A 16083-nucleotide genomic window follows, 5' to 3' on the forward strand; every position below is an offset into this window, starting at 1 on the left:
GGCGGCGCCACCGGCCCTCCTAGACTCGCCGGGTGCGCCTCGTCCTCGCCGGAACCCCCGACACCGCCGTCCCGTCGCTGCGGGCGCTGCTCGCCTCGCGCCACGAGGTGGCCGCCGTCGTGACCCGCCCGGACGCCCGCGCGGGCCGGGGCCGGACGCTGCACCCGTCACCGGTCAAGGAGGTCGCGCTCGAGCACGGCCTCGAGGTGCTGACCCCGGCGCGCCCCGGAGACCCCGACTTCCTCGACCGGCTGCGCGAGATCGCCCCCGACTGCTGCCCGGTCGTGGCCTACGGCGCGCTCCTGCCCCGGCCCGCGCTCGACGTACCACGGCACGGCTGGGTCAACCTCCACTTCTCGCTGCTGCCAGCGTGGCGTGGCGCCGCGCCGGTGCAGCGCGCCGTCATGGCCGGGGACGAGGTGACCGGCGCCAGCACGTTCGTCATCGAGGAGGGCCTCGACACCGGGCCGGTGCTGGGGACGGTGACGGAGCCGGTGCGCCCCACCGACACCGCGGGGACGCTCCTCGAGCGGCTCGCCGGCATCGGCGCCGGGCTGCTCGTCGCGACGATGGACGGCCTGGAGGACGGCTCGCTGCGCGGCGTGCCCCAGCCCGACGACGGCGTCAGCCACGCCCCCAAGCTCACCGTGGCCGAGTGCGAGGTGCGCTGGTCGCTCCCCGCCCACCTCGTCGACCGCCAGGTGCGCGGCGCCACGCCCAACCCCGGCGCCTGGAGCACCTTCCGGGACGAGCGGCTCGGCATCGGCCCGTTCGCCACCGCCGACCTGCCGCCGGACCTCCCGGCGCTCGCGGCCGGCGAGCTGCACGCCACCAAGCGCGCCCTCCTCGTGGGCACCGCCTCCGGCCCGGTCGTGCTCGGCGAGGTGCGTCCCCAGGGCAAGCGCGCGATGGCCGCCGCCGACTGGGCCCGCGGCGTGCGGATCGCGCCGGGGGAGCGGCTGGGCTGACGGCCCGGGCGGCCTCAGCCGCCGGGGAGGGGCTGCTCCGGCAGCGGCCCGAGCCCGGCGAGGGCGGGCAGCCAGGGGGCGACGTCGCCCCGGACGACGAGGGCCCGCACCTCGTCGGCCGTCCGGCGCGCGGTGACGGCCCGGAGGAAGTCGACGGTGTCGGCGCGCAGGAGGACCGCGGCGTCCTCCGGTCGCCCGGACGTGACGCGGACGCGGGTGCCGTCGTCGAGCCCGAGCGGGGGCAGGCCGTCGCCGGCCTGCGCGACGCGGCCGAGCATCCGGTCGAGGACGATCTCGACGCCTGCGCCCGAGCGGCCGCCCGGCTCGCCGAGCGCACCGCGCAGGTCCTGCTCGTGGATGACGACGTCACCGAGCGGCCGCGTGCCGTGGGCCGTCATCCACTGCACGAGGCCCGGTGCGAGGGAACGCCACTCGTCGACGAGTGTGCCGACGTCGCGGCCCCGGCGCGCCTCCACCTGGGCGGCCGTCCACTCCTCGCCGTGGTCGTCCGGCTCGTTGCCGTCGAGCACGTCGGCGCCGAGGCCGACCATGTGCGAGAGCAGGTCGCGGGCGCTCCAGGCGGGCGTGGCGGGGACGCGGACCTCCATCCGGTCGTCGCCGGCCGCGAGCACGAGGGCGCAGACGCGCTCGTGCGCCTCGCGCCAGGCCGCGACCGCCGGGTCGGTGGTCCCGGTGGTCATCGGGCCTCCAGTGCCGCAAGGTCGCGCTCGGCGTAGCGCCGGTGCCACCACTCCTCGGTGAGGATGGTCAGCAGGCACTCGCGCACCGGGAAGGCCTCCGGCTCGGGCCAGCCCGGCGCGTCGACAGGCACCGTGTCGCGGGCGAGGTCGTCGTCGCCGAGTGTGGCGAGGTGCGCCCGGACCCGGTCGGCACGGTCACGGCGCAGCGCGAGCGCCACCTCGAGGTCGGGCCGGGCGTCCCGGTCGGCGGTGAACGCGTCGGTGTCCGGAGCCTCCTCCCAGGGCAGGGAGAGCGGGTCCCAGGGCGCCGGGTCGCCCTGGACAGCGCGCAGCAGCCAGCACTCCGTCGCGAACGCGAGATGGCGCAGCGTGTCGACGAACGACCACTCGCCGTCGACGCGCTCGTGCAGGAGGGCGGGGTCGAGACGGCGGGCCCGCTCGACCGTCCCGGCCCACAGGTCCTCGAGGACGTCCCACGCGTGCCGGAAGCCGTCGGCGTCCGTCGGCCGGATGTCGGCGTGCCCCCGTGCGGTCCGGTCGAGCTCGGCGACGACGAGCGGGGCGACGTCGACGCCGTTGACGACGAGCCGGCCGATCTCGCCGCTCACCTCCAGGCCCTCGACGTACGCGCCCCGGACCCGCACGTCGGCGAGCAGGACGTCGCGCAGGAGCATCCCGGAGAGGTCGGCGGAGCGCAGCCGCGCCCCTCGCAGGCGGACCTGCTCGGCGGTGGTGCCGCTCAGGTCGACGCGCCGCGCGCTCGTCCCGGAGAGGTCGAGGCCCTCGTGGTCCACGGTGTCCATGGGCCCACGCTAGGGGTGGATGCGGACGAGGGGCGTCCGCTGTCCCGACCGGCCGCCGGTAGCCTGCTGCGGTGCCCGACCGACCCACCCGCCCCCACGGCCGCGGGCCGCGGCAGCGCTCCCGGACCGCCCCCGCGCAGCGCACCCGCGCCGCCGAGCCCACCCGCTTCGCCGCCTACACCCTCCTGCGGGCGGTCGCCGACGGCGCCTACGCCAACCTCGAGCTGCCGCAGATCCTCCGCCGTCGCCGGCTCGAGGGGCGCGACGCCGCCTTCACGACCGAGCTGGCGTTCGGGACGCTGCGCTGGCAGGGCCTGTACGACAAGGTGATCGAGGTGGCCGCCGGTCGCCCGGTGGAGCGGCTCGACCCGGCGGTCCTCGACGTCCTGCGCCTCGGCGTGCATCAGATGCTCGGGATGCGCGTCGCGCCGCACGCCGCAGCCGACCAGACCGTCGGGCTCGCCCGCAGCGTCGCGAGCCAGGGGGCAGGCGGCCTCGTCAACGCGGTCCTGCGCCGGGTGGGGGAGCGCCCGCTCGAGGAGTGGGTCGAGGAGGTCGCCCCGCGCGACGGCGGGAGCGCCGCGCTCGCGGTGCGCCACTCGCACCCCGAGTGGGTCGTCAAGGCCCTGCGCGCCGCCCTCCTCGGGCACGGTCGCGCGACGCCCGAGACGGTCGACGCCGAGCTCGACGCCCTCCTCGCCGCCGACAACGTCCCGCCGGTCGTGCACCTCCTCGCGCGCCCCGGGCTCGCGACCGTCGAGGAGCTGCTCGAGGACGCCGACGCCGAGGCCAGCCCTGGCTCGCCCATCGGCGCGGTGCTCCACGGCGGGGACCCGGGCCGCATCGCCGCGGTGCGCGACGGTCGGGCCGCGGTGCAGGACGAGGGGTCGCAGCACCTCGCGCTCGCGCTGGCCGCGGTCGACGTGCCCGACGACGCCCCGGCCCGCTGGCTCGACCTGTGCGCCGGCCCCGGTGGCAAGGCCGGCGTGCTCGGGGCCCTGGCGCTACAGCAAGGCGCGGACCTCACGGCCGTCGAGGTCAGCGAGCACCGGGCCGACCTCGTGCGCTCGAGCCTCGCCGCCCTCGCCCAGCGTGCCGAGGACGCCGGACGCTCCGTCGAGGTCCGCACCGCCGACGGCCGCGAGATCGGCGAGGACGAACCCGCCTCCTACGCGAAGGTGCTCGTCGACGCGCCGTGCACCGGGCTCGGTGCGCTGCGCCGCCGGGCCGAGGCGCGCTGGAGGCGCACGCCGGCCGACCTCGCCTCCCTCGGACCGCTGCAGCGCTCGCTCCTCGCGTCCGCGCTCGACGCCGTCGCGCCCGGCGGGGTCGTCGCCTACGCGACGTGCAGCCCGCACGTGGCCGAGACACGGTTCGTCGTCGGCGACGTGCTCAAGAAGCGCGACGACGTCGAGGTCCTCGACGCCCGCCCGTTCGTGCGCGACGCCGCCGGCGAGCAGCTGGCCGAGCTCGGCGACGGCCCGTACGTGCAGCTGTGGCCGCACGTGCACGGGACCGACGCGATGTTCCTCGCCCTCCTGCGCAAGCGGCCGGAGGCCTGAGCCCGGCTGCGCCCGGACCGCCGGACGACCTCGCTAGGGTGGCGGGCGTGCAGATCTCGCCCTCGATCCTCTCGGCCGACTTCGCCAACCTCCAGTCCGAGCTCGAGGCGATCGCCACGGCCGACTGGGCGCACGTCGACGTCATGGACAACCACTTCGTCCCCAACCTCACCCTCGGCCCGCCGGTCGTCGAGGCGCTGCTCAAGGTCTCGCCGGTCCCGCTCGACTGCCACCTGATGATCGAGGACCCCGACCGCTGGGCGCCGGGGTACGCCGAGGCCGGGGCGCAGTCGGTGACCTTCCACGTCGAGGCAGCCACCGACCCCGTCGCCACGGCCCGCGCCATCCGCGCCGCCGGCGCCCGGGCCGCCTTCGCGGTCAAGCCGGGCACCGACTTCGCCCCCTACGAGGACCTGCTCGCCGAGGTCGACATGGTCCTCGTCATGACCGTCGAGCCCGGGTTCGGCGGCCAGTCCTTCATGGCCGACCAGATGCCCAAGGTCCGCCAGGTCCGCGAGGCGGTGCGCCGGCGCGGTGGCGAGATCTGGGTGCAGGTCGACGGCGGCGTGTCCGCGAGCACGATCGAGCAGTGCGCCGAGGCCGGGGCCGACGTGTTCGTCGCCGGGTCGGCCGTCTACGGCAAGGACTCCGCCGCCGACGCCGTCGCCGAGCTGCGTTGCCTGGCCGAGAAGCACCGGCACTGAGCGTGCCCTCCCTCGCCGGGCGCCTCGCGCAGGAGGACGGCTTCGCTGCCGACCTCGACCTGACCGAGGGGCTCGCTCCCGGCGAGGTGCTGGCCGGCGCCGAGCTCGAGGGCTGCCGCCTGACCGGGGCGGTGCTCGAGCGGGCCGTCCTGCGGGACTGCACCTTCACCGACTGCACGTTCACCGGGTGCGACCTCTCGATGGCCGTCCTCGACGGCTCGCGCTTCACCGACTGCCGGTTCGTCGAGTGCAAGGCCCTCGGCGTCGTCTGGGCCCGGGCGGCGCCCGCACCGCTCTCGACGCGGCCGTGGGACCTCGAGCGGTGCCGGCTCGACCTCGGCTCGTTCCGTGACGCCGCCGCCGCGGGGTCGCGGTTCGTGGACTGCTCGATGCGGGAGGTCGACCTCGCCGGTGCCGACCTGCGCCGCGCGACCTTCACCGGGTCCGACCTCGCCGGCGCGACCTTCGCCGGAACCGACCTGCGGGAGGCCGACCTCGTCGGGGCCTGCGGCTACGTGGTCGACCCGACCGAGAACCGGGTCCGCGGCCTGCGCGTCGACGCGGTCGCGGCCGGCGGCATCCTCCGCGCGCTGGGGCTGGTCGTCGAGGGCTGACCCGTCCGTGCGCGGGACGTCACACCGGACCTCCTGGCGGCCGACGGGGCGAGGGCGCATAATGGCCGCATACGTGCTCCGGGGTCGGTGCAATTCCGAACCGGTGGTGACAGTCCACGACCCGACCGCAGCCAGCGGCCGGTTGACGCGGTGAAACTCCGCGACCGACGGTGAGAGTCCGGATGGGAGGCAGCACGTGTCGACGGGAGCAGTGTCCCGTCGGCGGTCGCCGTGACCGCGCACCGAGGTGTGCGCGAGCCGTCGACCCGTCCACCCGGAGCCCGACCGAGACCGGTTCGAGGCACGAGGACGGACACCGTGGAGCGAGACACCGCGCTGATGCGCCGGGCGCTCGATGCCGCCGTGCGCGGGCCCGAGGCCGACCCCAACCCCCGTGTCGGCTGCGTCGTCACCGACCGCGACGGCGAGGTCGTCGGCGTCGGCCACCACCGCGGCGCCGGCACGCCGCACGCGGAGGTCGACGCGCTCGCCCAGGCCGGGGCCGCCGCCCGCGGCGGCACGGCCTACGTCACGCTCGAGCCGTGCGACCACACCGGGCGCACCGGCCCGTGCTCGCGCGCCCTCCTCGACGCCGGGGTGGCCCGGGTCGTCCACGCGGTGCCCGACCCGTCCGCCGAGGCCGCCGGTGGGGCCGAGCGGCTCGCGGCCGCCGGGGTCGCGGTGCAGGCCGGCGTCCTCGCCGAGGACGCCGAGGCGGTCAACCGCACCTGGTTGCACACCCGGCGCACCGGTCGTCCCTTCGTCACGTGGAAGGCCGCCGCCACCCTCGACGGGCGCTCGGCCGCCGCCGACGGCTCGAGCCGCTGGGTCACCGGGGAGGCCGCCCGCGCCGACGTCCACGCCCTGCGCGCCCGCTGCGGCGCGGTCCTCGTCGGCACCGGCACGGCCCTGGCCGACGACCCCGCCCTCACCGTCCGCGACGCCGAGGGCCGCACCGTCGGCCGCCAGCCCCTGCGCGTCGTCGTCGGCAAGCGCGACCTGCCGGACGGCGCCCGGCTCGCCGACGGCGCCGCCGAGACCCTGCACGTCCCGACGCACGACCCCGCCGCCGCCCTGGCGGCCGTCCACGCGCGCGGCGTCCACCACGTCCTGCTCGAGGGCGGGCCGACCCTCGCCGCCGCCTTCCTGCGGGCCGGTGTCGTCGACGAGGTCGTCGCCTACCTCGCCCCGGCCCTGCTCGGCGGCGGCCACCCCGTCGTCGGCGACCTCGGGGGCAGCTCGATCGGGGACGCCCTGCGCCTCGAGACCACCGACGTCACCGTGCTCGGTGGCGACGTCCGCATCACCGCCCGACCGCTGAGGAGCTGACCGTGTTCACCGGAATCGTCGAGGAGCTCGGCACCGTCGTCGCCCTGGACCGGGGCGCCGACTCCGCCCGGCTCACCGTCCGCGGCCCCCTCGTCACCGAGGACGCGACGCACGGCGCCTCGATCGCCGTCAACGGCGTGTGCCTCACCGTCGTCGAGCACGTCGACGGTGAGTTCACCGTCGACGTCATGGCCGAGACCCTCCACCGCTCGAGCCTCGGCGCGCTCGCCCCGGGCGACCGGGTCAACCTCGAGCGGGCGATGGCCGCCTCCTCCCGGTTCGGCGGGCACGTCGTCCAGGGCCACGTCGACGGCACGACGACGATCACCGCCCGCGAGCCGGGCGAGCGCTGGGAGGTCGTGCGGTTCGGGCTGCCGGCCGCCCTCGCGCCCTACCTCGTCGAGAAGGGGTCGATCACGGTCGACGGGGTGTCCCTCACCGTCGTCGACGTGACGGACGGCTCGTTCTCGGTCTCGCTCATCCCGACCACGCTCGACCTGACCACGCTGGGGCACAAGGGGGTCGGCGACCCCGTCAACCTCGAGGTCGACGTCCTCGCCAAGTACGTCGAGCGGCTGCTGGCCACCCGGTTCGCCCCCACGGAGGTGGCCCCGTGAGCGCCGGCCCCGGTCCCGCGCCGACCCTCGCCTCGGTCGAGGAGGCCCTCGACGCCCTGCGCACCGGCCGGCCGGTGCTCGTCGTCGACGACGCCGACCGCGAGAACGAGGGCGACGTCGTCCTCGCCGCCGAGACGCTCGACCCGTCCTGGACGGCGTGGGCGGTGCGCCACAGCTCGGGCTACCTGTGCGCGCCGATGCCCGAGGCGAGGGCCGACCGGCTCGGCCTGCCGCTCATGGTCCGCGACAACGCCGACCCGCTCGGGACCGCCTACACCGTGACGGTCGACGCCGCGGTCGGTGTGACGACGGGCATCTCGGCCGCCGACCGCACCCGGACGGCGCGCGTCCTCGCCGACCCGGCCTCGACGCCGGCCGACCTGCGCCGGCCCGGGCACGTCGTGCCGCTGCGCGCCCGCGCGGGCGGCGTGCTCGTCCGGCCCGGGCACACCGAGGCGACCGTCGACCTCTGCCGGCTCGCGGGGCTGGAGCCGGTGGGGGTCATCGGCGAGCTCGTCGAGGACGACGGCACGATGACCCGCCTCGACGGCGTGCTCGCCCTCGGTGCGCGGTACGACCTGCCGGTGCTCGCCATCGCCGACCTCGTCGCCTGGCGCCAGCGCCACGACCGCGTCGTCCGGGTCGCCGACACCGTCGTCCCGACGCCGCACGGCCGCTTCCGGGCGCTCGCCTACCGCGACGACGTCACGGGGGAGGAGCACCTGGCGCTCGTCAGCCCGATGGGTCTCGGCACCGGCCCGGTGCTGACGCGGGTCCACTCCGAGTGCCTGACCGGCGACGTCCTCGGCTCGCAGCGCTGCGACTGCGGCCCGCAGCTGGACCGTGCGCTCGAGCGCGTCGGCGCCGAGGGCGGGCTCGTCGTCTACCTGCGCGGCCACGAGGGCCGGGGGGTCGGGCTCGCGGCCAAGCTGCGCGCCTACGAGCTGCAGGACCGCGGGCTCGACACCGTCGACGCCCAGCTCGAGCTCGGGCTGCCCGTCGACGCCCGCGACTACACGGTGGCCGCCGGCGTCCTCACCGACCTCGGCGTCGACGCGGTCCGGCTGCTCACGAACAACCCGGCCAAGGTCGAGGGCCTGCGCGCCCACGGCATCGAGGTCCCGGCCGTCGAGCGGCTGCGCACGACGCCGCTGCCGACGAACAGCGAGTACCTGCGCACCAAGCGCGACCGGATGGGCCACGACCTCGTCGTCGACGCCCACGACCCCCGAGAGAACCCGAGGAGCACGGCATGAGCGGAGCAGGGTCCCCGAGCGTCGCGGCGGACGGGCGCGGCCTGCGGGTCGCGGTCGTCGCCGCGTCGTGGCACGACACGGTGATGGACGGCCTCCTCGACGGCGCTCGCCGCGGCCTGGCCGAGTGCGGCGTCGAGGACCCCCTCGTCGTCCGCGTCCCCGGCACCGTCGAACTGAGCGTGGCGTGCGCCCGCCTCGCCCCCGCGCACGACGCCCTCGTCGCCCTCGGGGTCGTCGTCCGCGGCGGCACGCCGCACTTCGACTACGTCTGCCGGAGCGCGACGGCCGGGCTGACCGACGTCGCCGTGCGCACCGGCGTGCCGGTCGGGTTCGGGGTCCTGACCTGCGACGACGACGCCCAGGCCCTCGACCGCGCCGGGCTGCCCGGCTCCCGCGAGGACAAGGGCCACGAGGCGGCCGTCGCCGCCGTCGCCACCGCGGTCACCCTCCGCGACCTCGGCGCGCGTGCGCCGCTGCCCACCGCCGACCGACAGGACGGATGACGACCGTGCCCCTCCTCGCCGCCGCGGCCCAGCCGGGCCCGAACCTCTTCCAGCAGCTGCTCGACGCGAGCATCCCGATCGGCACCTACCAGCTGCACTACCTCGAGGTCCTCGGCGTGCTCATCGGCATCGTCTCGGCGTGGTTCGGGATGCGTCGCGCCGTCTGGGCGTGGCCGGTCGGCATCGTCGCCAACGTCATCCTCTTCTTCGTCTACCTCGGCGCGCTGGTCGGGGCCGACCAGCGGATCCCGCTGCTCGGGCAGGCCGGGCGCCAGGTGTTCTTCATCGTCGTCAGCGTCTACGGCTGGGTGACGTGGGCCGCCCTGCGCCGCCGGCGCGGCGGGGGAGGGGCCCCGGCGGTCGACCCGCGCTGGATGACGACCCGCGAGCGGGCCGTCGTCGTCGCCGGCTGGCTCCTGAGCACGGTGCTCGTGCACCAGGTGTTCCAGGCGATCCTCGACGCCAACCCCAACCCGTACTACACGCCGGCCTGGTGGTTCTCCTGGTGCGACGCGTGGATCTTCGTCGGCTCCGTCGTCGCGACCTACGCGATGGCCCGCGGCTGGAACGAGTTCTGGCTGGCCTGGATCGGCGTCGACCTCGTCGGGGTGCCGCTCGGCTTCGCGACCGGGTACGTACCGACCTCCGTCATGTACGTCTTCTACGGGATGTTCGTCCTCTACGGCTTCTCGCAGTGGGTACGGGTGACCCGCGCGGCGGGTGAGGCGGCCTCCCGCGACGACGTCGTGGCGCCCGTCGCCTGACCGGCGGTCGGGCGGCCCTCCGCACCCCCGTACGCTGGTGCCCGTGAAGACGTTCGACGCGCTGTACGCCGAGCTCGCCGAGAAGGCCCGCACCCGCCCCGAGGGCTCGGGGACGGTCGCGGAGCTGGACGCCGGCGTCCATGCCATCGGCAAGAAGATCGTCGAGGAGGCGGCCGAGGTCTGGATGGCCGCCGAGCACGAGGGCCGCGAGCGCACCGCCGAGGAGGTCAGCCAGCTGCTGTACCACCTCCAGGTGCTCATGCTCGCCGCCGACCTCTCCCTCGACGACGTGTACAAGCACCTCTGAGCCGGCCTCCCCGCCGCTCGTCGACGCCCCACCCCAGGAAGACCCCCATGCTGCGTATCGCCGTCCCCAACAAGGGATCCCTCGCCGACCCGTCGGCCGCCATGCTCCGCGAGGCCGGGTACCGCACCCGCCGCGACACCAAGGAGCTCGTCGTCACCGACGTCGACAACGGGATCGAGCTGTTCTACCTCCGCCCGCGCGACATCGCCGTCTACGTCGGCTCCGGCACGGTCGACTGCGGCATCACCGGCCGCGACCTGCTCCTCGACTCCGCCTCCGCGGCGGTCGAGGTGATGCCGCTCGGCTTCGGTGCCTCCACCTTCCGCTGGGCCGCGCGCCCGAACACCGCGACCGACGTCGCCGGGCTCGCCGGCCGCCGCATCGCGACGAGCTACTCCGGCCTCGTCGAGAAGCACCTCGCCGACCAGGGCGTCGAGGCCTCGGTCGTGCGCCTCGACGGTGCCGTCGAGACCGCGATCACCCTCGGGGTCGCCGACGTCATCGCCGACGTCGTCGAGACCGGCGCGACCCTGCGCAGCCAGGGCCTGGAGGTCTTCGGCGAGCCGATCCTGCGCAGCGAGGCCGTGCTGGTCCGGCGCGAGGGCAGCGAGGAGACCGCCGGCATCGAGGTCCTGCGCCGGCGACTGCTGGGCGTCGTCACGGCCCGCCACTACGTGATGCTCGACTACGACGTGCCGGCGGACCTCGTCGACCGCGCCTGTGCCGTCACCCCCGGTCTCGAGAGCCCGACCGTGTCGCCGCTGCAGAACCGCGACTGGTGCGCCGTCCGCGCGATGGTGCCTCGGATCGGCACGAACGCCGTGATGGACGAGCTGTACGACCTCGGCGCCCGCGCCATCCTCGTCACCGACATCACGGCCTGCCGGCTCTGACCCGGGTGCCGACCGTGACCGACGCCCCCGCCCCCGACGCCCCCTTCCGGCCCCGGCGCGGGCGCGTCGTGCCGCTCGTCGTCGCCGGCGCCTTCGTGCTCATCTGCACGGCCGTCGCCGTCGGGATGGGCGTCGCGGGCCAGTGGGGGCTCGGCGACCAGCTGGCCCTCGTCGTCTTCGGCGTCGCCGTCGCCGCGTTCCTCGCGCGCTACGCCGCCATCCGCGCGACCCCCGGCGAGGCCGGGCTGACGGTGCGCAACCTCATGTTGACCCGCACCGTCGGCTGGGACGAGATCGAGGCGGTGCGCTTCGTCGACGGCGACCCCTGGGTCAGCCTCGAGCTCGTCGACACCGACGTCGTCGCGGTCATGGCCGTGCAGCGCGTCGACGGCGAGCGCGGCCGCGCCGAGGCCGCGCGCCTGCTCGAGCTCGTCCGGGCCCGCCGCCGCGGCTGATCACACGGCGACGCCCTCCCGCTCGGACCCCACCCGCGCGGCGGTGGGCCGCAGCCGGCCGAGCGCCAGGAGCTGGGGGAGGGCCATGAGCGCGAGCAGCGCCCAGAGCAGCGTGAACCCGCCCGAGGCGTCACGGACCGCGCCCATCGTGGCGGGCCCGAGCGAGGCGAGCGAGTAGCTGACGAGGAAGGCCATCGCGGTCAGGCGTGCGCTGTCGCGCGGGGTGACCGAGTACCGGACGAGCAGGCCGAGGCCGAGCGCGAAGCACGCCCCCTGGCCGGCGCCGATGAGCAGGGCCCACCCCCAGGCGAAGGCGTCCGGCGCGAGCCAGACCCCGGTCTCGCCGACGCCGCCGAGGAGGGTCGCCCCGGCGAGCAGCCACCGCGGGTCGTGGACGCGGTCGAGCAGGGTCGGCGCGACGAGGCCGCTGACCAGCTGCGCGCCGGTGAAGACGGACATGAGCAGCCCGGCGTCGCCGGCGCTCCACCCGTGGGACTCGTAGGTCGGCGCGAGCCAGGCCAGCGACGAGTAGAACTGCCACGACTGGAAGGTCAGGTAGGCCGCGAGCGTCCAGGCGGTCACGCTGCGCCACGGGAGCCGGTGCGTGACGGCCTCCGCGTCGGGGTCGGCGGGCGCGGCGGCCGCCCGTCGCGCGGAGCGACGCGCCAGCGGCACCCACACCAGGCCCGCCAGGGCGGCCAGCGGCGCCCACGCGAGCAGGGAGCCCGCCCAGCCACCGAATGCGCCGGACAGCGGCACGGCGACGGCCGAGGCGACGGCGGCGGCGCCCATCATCGCCATCATCGTCAGGCCGGTGCCGAGGCCCGACCGGTGGGCGGGGAAGACGCTCTTGACGATTCCCGGCAGCAGCGTGCCGGCCACCGCGATGCCGGCGCCGGCGACGAGCGTGCCGGCGTAGAGCGACCACGTCTGCCCGCCGCCGACGCCGCGCACGACGAGCCCGACGAGCACCAGCCCGACCCCGTGGCCGACCGCGACCCCCGGGCCGACCCGGCGCGCCAGGACGTTGGCGACCGGCGCGAGCAGGCCCATGCAGAGCACCGGCAGGGTCGTGAGGACGCCCATCGCCGCGCCCGAGAGGCCGAGGTCGTCGCGGACGGTCTCGGCGAGCGGCGGCAGGCTCGCCATGAGGGTGCGCAGGTTCGCGGCGACGAGGACGAGCGCGGTGACGACGAGCCAGGGCGGCGTCGAGGTCGTGGGGCGGGCGGGGGTGGTCACGAGGCACTCACCGCGGCATCCTCACACGCGCCTCAGGGGAGGTGGGACTCCGGGACCAGCTGGAGCGCCTCGTCGTCGTCGAGGCCGGCGACGACGAGCAGGTCGACGACGATCGAGCGGACCTGCCCGCGGACCATCTCGGCCGAGAGCCCGGCCGACGGCTCGGCCCGCGCGGAGAGCCCGGCGACCCGGGCGAGGACGACGCGTCCGGCGGACGGCAGCGCGTGCTCGTCGAGGACGCGGGCGAGGTCGTCGGCGGCCCGGGCGAGCTCGGCGACGAGGTCGACGTACCGGGGTGGCACGGTCTCGTCGCGGCGGACGGCCACGCCGGCGCGGCGGGCGAGGACGCGCAGGTTGCGCACGCAGCGGTCGAGCGGGACGACGAGCGCGGACGCCGCGACGGCCTGGGGGCGGTGCCGGCGCAGCAGTGGGGACTGGCGCACGACCGCCACGCCCTCGGCGGCGGCGGTGCGCAGGTCGGTCAGCCGGTTTTCCAGCGCCCGGGCCTCGTCCAGGGCCTCGCGGGCGAGGTCGACGTCGCCCGTCCGCAGCGCCTCGGCCACCGACTCCAGGGTCCGCGCGACGGCCCGCACCGTGCGGGCGGCCTCCGCGCGGGGCCGCGCCACCGGGCTCGTCGGGACCACGGCCCCGATGAGGAGCGCGACGAGGCCGCCGACGAGCGCGTCGAGCCAGCGCCCGACCCCGGTGCTCGTCGTCGCGGCGAAGGCGACGATGAAGACCGACTGGACGCCCGCCTGGATGACGACGAGCTGCCCGGACGAGATGACGATGGCGATGGCCATCGCGGCGACGACGACGGACGCCATCTGGAGCCCGCCGCTGCCGAGCAGGAGGATCGTCACGTCGCCGACGAGCACGCCGATGGCGACGCCGACCGTCACCTCGACGATCCGCCGCAGGCGCTGCCCGTAGGTGAGCCCGAGGCAGAGGATCGCGGTGACCGGGGCGAAGAAGGGCCGGGGGTGTCCGAGGGCGAGCCGGGCGGTGAACCAGGCGACGACGACGCCGAGGCCGATCTGGAGCAGGAAGACCACCCGGTCGTGGAGGCGGTGCAGCCCGCGCTCGAGCGCCGAGCGCAGGCCGTCCGCCCCGGAGCGGACGCGCGCGGCGACGCTCACCGACCGTCCGTCGAGACGCGGACGTCGGCGTGCTCGCGGGTGCGGTCGTCGGCGAAGACCCGCTCCTCCTGGGCGGCCCAGCGCTCCCAGTGCGGGCGAAAGGTCTCGCCGTCACGGTCGATGCCCCGGCGCATCCGCTCGTCCCGGGGTGCCTCGACCCACACGCGGACGGCGGCGTACTCGCCGGCCCGGCCGACGCTCGCGCCGCAGCCCTCGACGACGAGGACCGGGGCCGCGGGCACGTCCCGCGTCTCGCCCCAGCCGTGGCGGTCCCAGTCCCACACCCGGTAGCGCGCGTCCTCGCCCCGTGACAGGGGGTCGAGGACCTGCTCGACGAGGAGCGGGACGGCGTCGGCGAGCCCGTCCCAGCCGGGGTAGAGCTCGTCCATGTGGACCACCGGGGCGGCCAGGGCCTCGACCACACCCTTGGCGAGCGTGGTCTTGCCGGAGCCGCTCGGCCCGTCGACGGCGACGACGGCCGTCGCGCCACACCGCGGGCGGGCGTCGTGGAGGGCCTCGAGCACCGCCTCGACGTGCTCCGGCTCGGCCGGGTCCGTCACCTGGAACCACACGGTCACCGACCCTAGCGCCGCCACTACGCTGGCGCCGTGTCGTCCGTCGCCGTCCGTGTCATCCCGTGCCTCGACGTCGACGCCGGCCGCGTCGTCAAGGGCGTCAACTTCCGCGGCCTGCGCGACGCGGGGGACCCCGTCGAGCTCGCCCGCCGCTACGGCGAGCAGGGCGCCGACGAGCTGACCTTCCTCGACGTCACCGCGAGCAGCGGGGACCGCGCGACGATGTACGACGTCGTGGCCCGCACGGCCGAGGAGGTCTTCATCCCGCTGACCGTCGGTGGCGGGGTGCGCACGGTCGACGACGTCGACCGTCTGCTGCGCGCCGGGGCCGACAAGGTCGGCGTCAACACCGCCGCCATCGCGCGCCCGGAGCTCATCGCCGAGACCGCCGACCGCTTCGGGGCGCAGGTGCTCGTCCTGTCCGCCGACGTGCGGCGTCGTCGGACCGAGGACGGCTCGCCCGCAGGCGGGTTCGAGGTGACGACGCACGGCGGGCGCACCGGCACCGGCCTCGACGCCGTCGAGTGGTGCGCGCGGGCCGAGTCGCTCGGCGCCGGCGAGATCCTCCTCAACTCGATGGACGCCGACGGCACCAAGGACGGCTTCGACCTCGAGCTGATCCGGCTCGTCCGGGCCGCCGTCTCGGTCCCGGTCATCGCGAGCGGGGGAGCGGGCGCCGTCGAGCACTTCGCGCCCGCGGTCGAGGCCGGTGCGGATGCGGTCCTCGCCGCGAGCGTGTTCCACTTCGGCGACCTCACGATCGGTCAGGTCAAGGACGCGCTGCGCGTCGACGGGCTGCCCGTGCGCTGAGGCCACGGGCGACGGAGGGGGAGAGATGCTCGACACCGCGCACCCGCGCGACCTCGTGATGGTGGGGGCCGTGTTCGGCCTCGCGACGTTCATCTGGTCCGGCTGGGCCCAGGAGGGTCCGCCGCGGCCGGTGCTCTGGCGGGTGCTGCTCGGCGCGCTCGGGGTCGCCGGGCTCGCGCTCGCCGGCTGGAGCACGACCCTGGCGGTGCGGCACTGGGACGGCTCGAGCGCGATCGAGCCGGGGAGCCGGGCCTTCACCGTCTACCTCGTCGTCTTCTGGGCCGAGGTCGTCGTCGCCGGGGTGGCCGGGGTCCTGCTCGCCCGGCGGGGGCGCGGCGACCTCGTCGCGCCGCTCGTGCTCCTCGTCGTCGGGCTGCACTTCGTCGCGCTCGCGGTCGTCTTCTCGCAGCCGGTGCTGCACCTCACCGCGGGGCTGCTCGTGGCCGTCGCGGTCCTCGCGGCGCTCGTCCCGGCCGGCGCGGTCGCCCGCAGCTTCTGGTGCGGCGTCCTGGGGGCGCCGGTGTTCCTCGTCGTCGGGCTGTGGTGTGCCCTGACCGGAGAGCCGCTCCTCGACCCCTCCTGATGCGGCGGCCCCACCCCTACGCTCACCCTTGTCACGGACGGTGGCCTGCGCCGCCGTGGCCGTGGCGACGACGGCGATGGCCGTCGTCGACCCCGCCGCCGCCAGGAGGCCGCGTCGTGATGTCCCTGCCATGGTGCTTCCCTTCGTGGGGCGCGGGAGGACCTCCCGCGCGGGAGCGGGCCGCGGACGTCGACCACCTGGGTCCACAGCGACCCGTCGGTGTCCGGAGCCGTGCCCCGGAGCGAATGGGTCGACCCGTCA

At 76.2% G+C, this 16083-nt stretch carries 19 protein-coding genes, 1 pseudogene and 1 riboswitch; of the genes and pseudogenes, 15 read left to right on the top strand and 5 right to left on the bottom strand.

Translation table 11 applies throughout. The features are described from left to right. The first annotated feature begins 32 nt into the window (after positions 1 to 32). Positions 33 to 968: a methionyl-tRNA formyltransferase gene (gene fmt / locus LG324_RS11050; protein ID WP_030528297.1), complete on the top strand. Its 936-nt coding sequence runs from the start codon at positions 33 to 35 to the stop codon at positions 966 to 968. Between the two features lie 14 nt (positions 969 to 982). On the opposite strand, the gene LG324_RS11055 is transcribed toward fmt, so the two are convergent. Together LG324_RS11055 and LG324_RS11060 are read right to left on the bottom strand one after the other, a co-directional pair. Beyond that, complete coding sequence (locus tag LG324_RS11055) at positions 983 to 1669, bottom strand: hypothetical protein (protein WP_404347845.1); 687 nt, start codon at positions 1667 to 1669, stop codon at positions 983 to 985. Next, positions 1666 to 2472: a DinB family protein gene (locus LG324_RS11060; RefSeq protein ID WP_404347847.1), complete on the bottom strand. Its 807-nt coding sequence runs from the start codon at positions 2470 to 2472 to the stop codon at positions 1666 to 1668. Before LG324_RS11060 ends, LG324_RS11055 begins: the two co-directional genes overlap by 4 nt. A 71-nt stretch (positions 2473 to 2543) precedes the next feature. Here LG324_RS11060 and LG324_RS11065 point away from each other — a divergent pair, with 71 nt between their 5' ends. From LG324_RS11065 to LG324_RS11120, 12 genes and pseudogenes are all read left to right on the top strand, one after another. Further along, complete coding sequence (locus LG324_RS11065; protein WP_404347849.1) at positions 2544 to 4034, top strand: RsmB/NOP family class I SAM-dependent RNA methyltransferase; 1491 nt, start codon at positions 2544 to 2546, stop codon at positions 4032 to 4034. A 47-nt stretch (positions 4035 to 4081) separates the two neighbouring features. Then, a complete protein-coding gene (gene rpe / locus LG324_RS11070) occupies positions 4082 to 4738 on the top strand; it encodes a ribulose-phosphate 3-epimerase (RefSeq protein WP_404347852.1) in 657 nt (218 codons plus the stop codon). 2 nt (positions 4739 to 4740) lie between these two features. Beyond that, positions 4741 to 5352 carry a pentapeptide repeat-containing protein gene (locus tag LG324_RS11075; protein ID WP_404347854.1) on the top strand — a complete coding sequence of 204 codons (612 nt, stop codon included), beginning with the start codon at positions 4741 to 4743 and terminating at the stop codon, positions 5350 to 5352. Positions 5353 to 5421: 69 nt separating this feature from the next. Continuing rightward, a riboswitch (FMN riboswitch) is annotated at positions 5422 to 5552 on the top strand. Positions 5553 to 5670: 118 nt separating this feature from the next. Then, positions 5671 to 6681, top strand: coding sequence for a bifunctional diaminohydroxyphosphoribosylaminopyrimidine deaminase/5-amino-6-(5-phosphoribosylamino)uracil reductase RibD (gene ribD / locus LG324_RS11080; protein WP_404347856.1), 1011 nt, complete (start codon positions 5671 to 5673; stop codon positions 6679 to 6681). Between the two features lie 2 nt (positions 6682 to 6683). Beyond that, the gene (locus LG324_RS11085; RefSeq protein WP_404347859.1) at positions 6684 to 7298 is read left to right on the top strand and encodes a riboflavin synthase; all 615 of its coding nucleotides are present in this window, start codon (positions 6684 to 6686) and stop codon (positions 7296 to 7298) included. Between the two features lie 74 nt (positions 7299 to 7372). Further along, a pseudogene (gene ribB, locus LG324_RS11090) lies at positions 7373 to 7852 on the top strand (3,4-dihydroxy-2-butanone-4-phosphate synthase); the annotation flags it as partial. Further along, the gene (ribA, locus tag LG324_RS11095) at positions 7832 to 8554 is read left to right on the top strand and encodes a GTP cyclohydrolase II (RefSeq protein ID WP_404353142.1); all 723 of its coding nucleotides are present in this window, start codon (positions 7832 to 7834) and stop codon (positions 8552 to 8554) included. The pseudogene ribB and the gene ribA, both read left to right, overlap by 21 nt. Next, complete coding sequence (ribH, locus tag LG324_RS11100; protein WP_051750469.1) at positions 8551 to 9057, top strand: 6,7-dimethyl-8-ribityllumazine synthase; 507 nt, start codon at positions 8551 to 8553, stop codon at positions 9055 to 9057. The genes ribA and ribH overlap by 4 nt, the downstream gene beginning before the upstream one ends. Then, positions 9054 to 9821, top strand: a complete 768-nt coding sequence (gene pnuC / locus LG324_RS11105; protein ID WP_404347861.1) for a nicotinamide riboside transporter PnuC — start codon at positions 9054 to 9056, stop codon at positions 9819 to 9821. Before ribH ends, pnuC begins: the two co-directional genes overlap by 4 nt. Positions 9822 to 9864: 43 nt before the next feature. Then, positions 9865 to 10128 (top strand): phosphoribosyl-ATP diphosphatase, encoded by a 264-nt coding sequence (locus tag LG324_RS11110; protein ID WP_030528308.1) that lies wholly within the window; start codon positions 9865 to 9867, stop codon positions 10126 to 10128. 47 nt (positions 10129 to 10175) lie between these two features. Next, positions 10176 to 11021: an ATP phosphoribosyltransferase gene (gene hisG, locus LG324_RS11115; protein ID WP_030528309.1), complete on the top strand. Its 846-nt coding sequence runs from the start codon at positions 10176 to 10178 to the stop codon at positions 11019 to 11021. A gap of 14 nt (positions 11022 to 11035) precedes the next feature. Further along, positions 11036 to 11476 (top strand): PH domain-containing protein, encoded by a 441-nt coding sequence (locus LG324_RS11120; protein ID WP_404347865.1) that lies wholly within the window; start codon positions 11036 to 11038, stop codon positions 11474 to 11476. On the opposite strand, the gene LG324_RS11125 is transcribed toward LG324_RS11120, so the two are convergent. Genes LG324_RS11125 through LG324_RS11135 form a run of 3 tightly spaced genes read right to left on the bottom strand, consistent with a single transcriptional unit; the run spans position 11477 to position 14432 of the window. Then, positions 11477 to 12715, bottom strand: a complete 1239-nt coding sequence (locus tag LG324_RS11125; RefSeq protein ID WP_404347867.1) for a CynX/NimT family MFS transporter — start codon at positions 12713 to 12715, stop codon at positions 11477 to 11479. A 32-nt stretch (positions 12716 to 12747) separates the two neighbouring features. Further along, positions 12748 to 13854, bottom strand: a complete 1107-nt coding sequence (locus LG324_RS11130; protein WP_404347869.1) for an aromatic acid exporter family protein — start codon at positions 13852 to 13854, stop codon at positions 12748 to 12750. Then, a complete protein-coding gene (locus tag LG324_RS11135; protein WP_404347871.1) occupies positions 13851 to 14432 on the bottom strand; it encodes a hypothetical protein in 582 nt (193 codons plus the stop codon). Before LG324_RS11135 ends, LG324_RS11130 begins: the two co-directional genes overlap by 4 nt. Positions 14433 to 14462: 30 nt before the next feature. On the opposite strand from LG324_RS11135, the gene hisF reads away from it, so the two are divergent. After that, the gene (gene hisF / locus LG324_RS11140; RefSeq protein WP_030528314.1) at positions 14463 to 15239 is read left to right on the top strand and encodes an imidazole glycerol phosphate synthase subunit HisF; all 777 of its coding nucleotides are present in this window, start codon (positions 14463 to 14465) and stop codon (positions 15237 to 15239) included. Positions 15240 to 15264: 25 nt separating this feature from the next. Further along, the gene (locus tag LG324_RS11145) at positions 15265 to 15822 is read left to right on the top strand and encodes a hypothetical protein (protein ID WP_404347873.1); all 558 of its coding nucleotides are present in this window, start codon (positions 15265 to 15267) and stop codon (positions 15820 to 15822) included. Positions 15823 to 16083: the final 261 nt, after the last annotated feature.

The sequence above is a fragment of the Phycicoccus jejuensis genome, from assembly GCF_044797865.1.
Taxonomy (GTDB): Bacteria; Actinomycetota; Actinomycetes; order Actinomycetales; family Dermatophilaceae; genus Phycicoccus; species Phycicoccus jejuensis.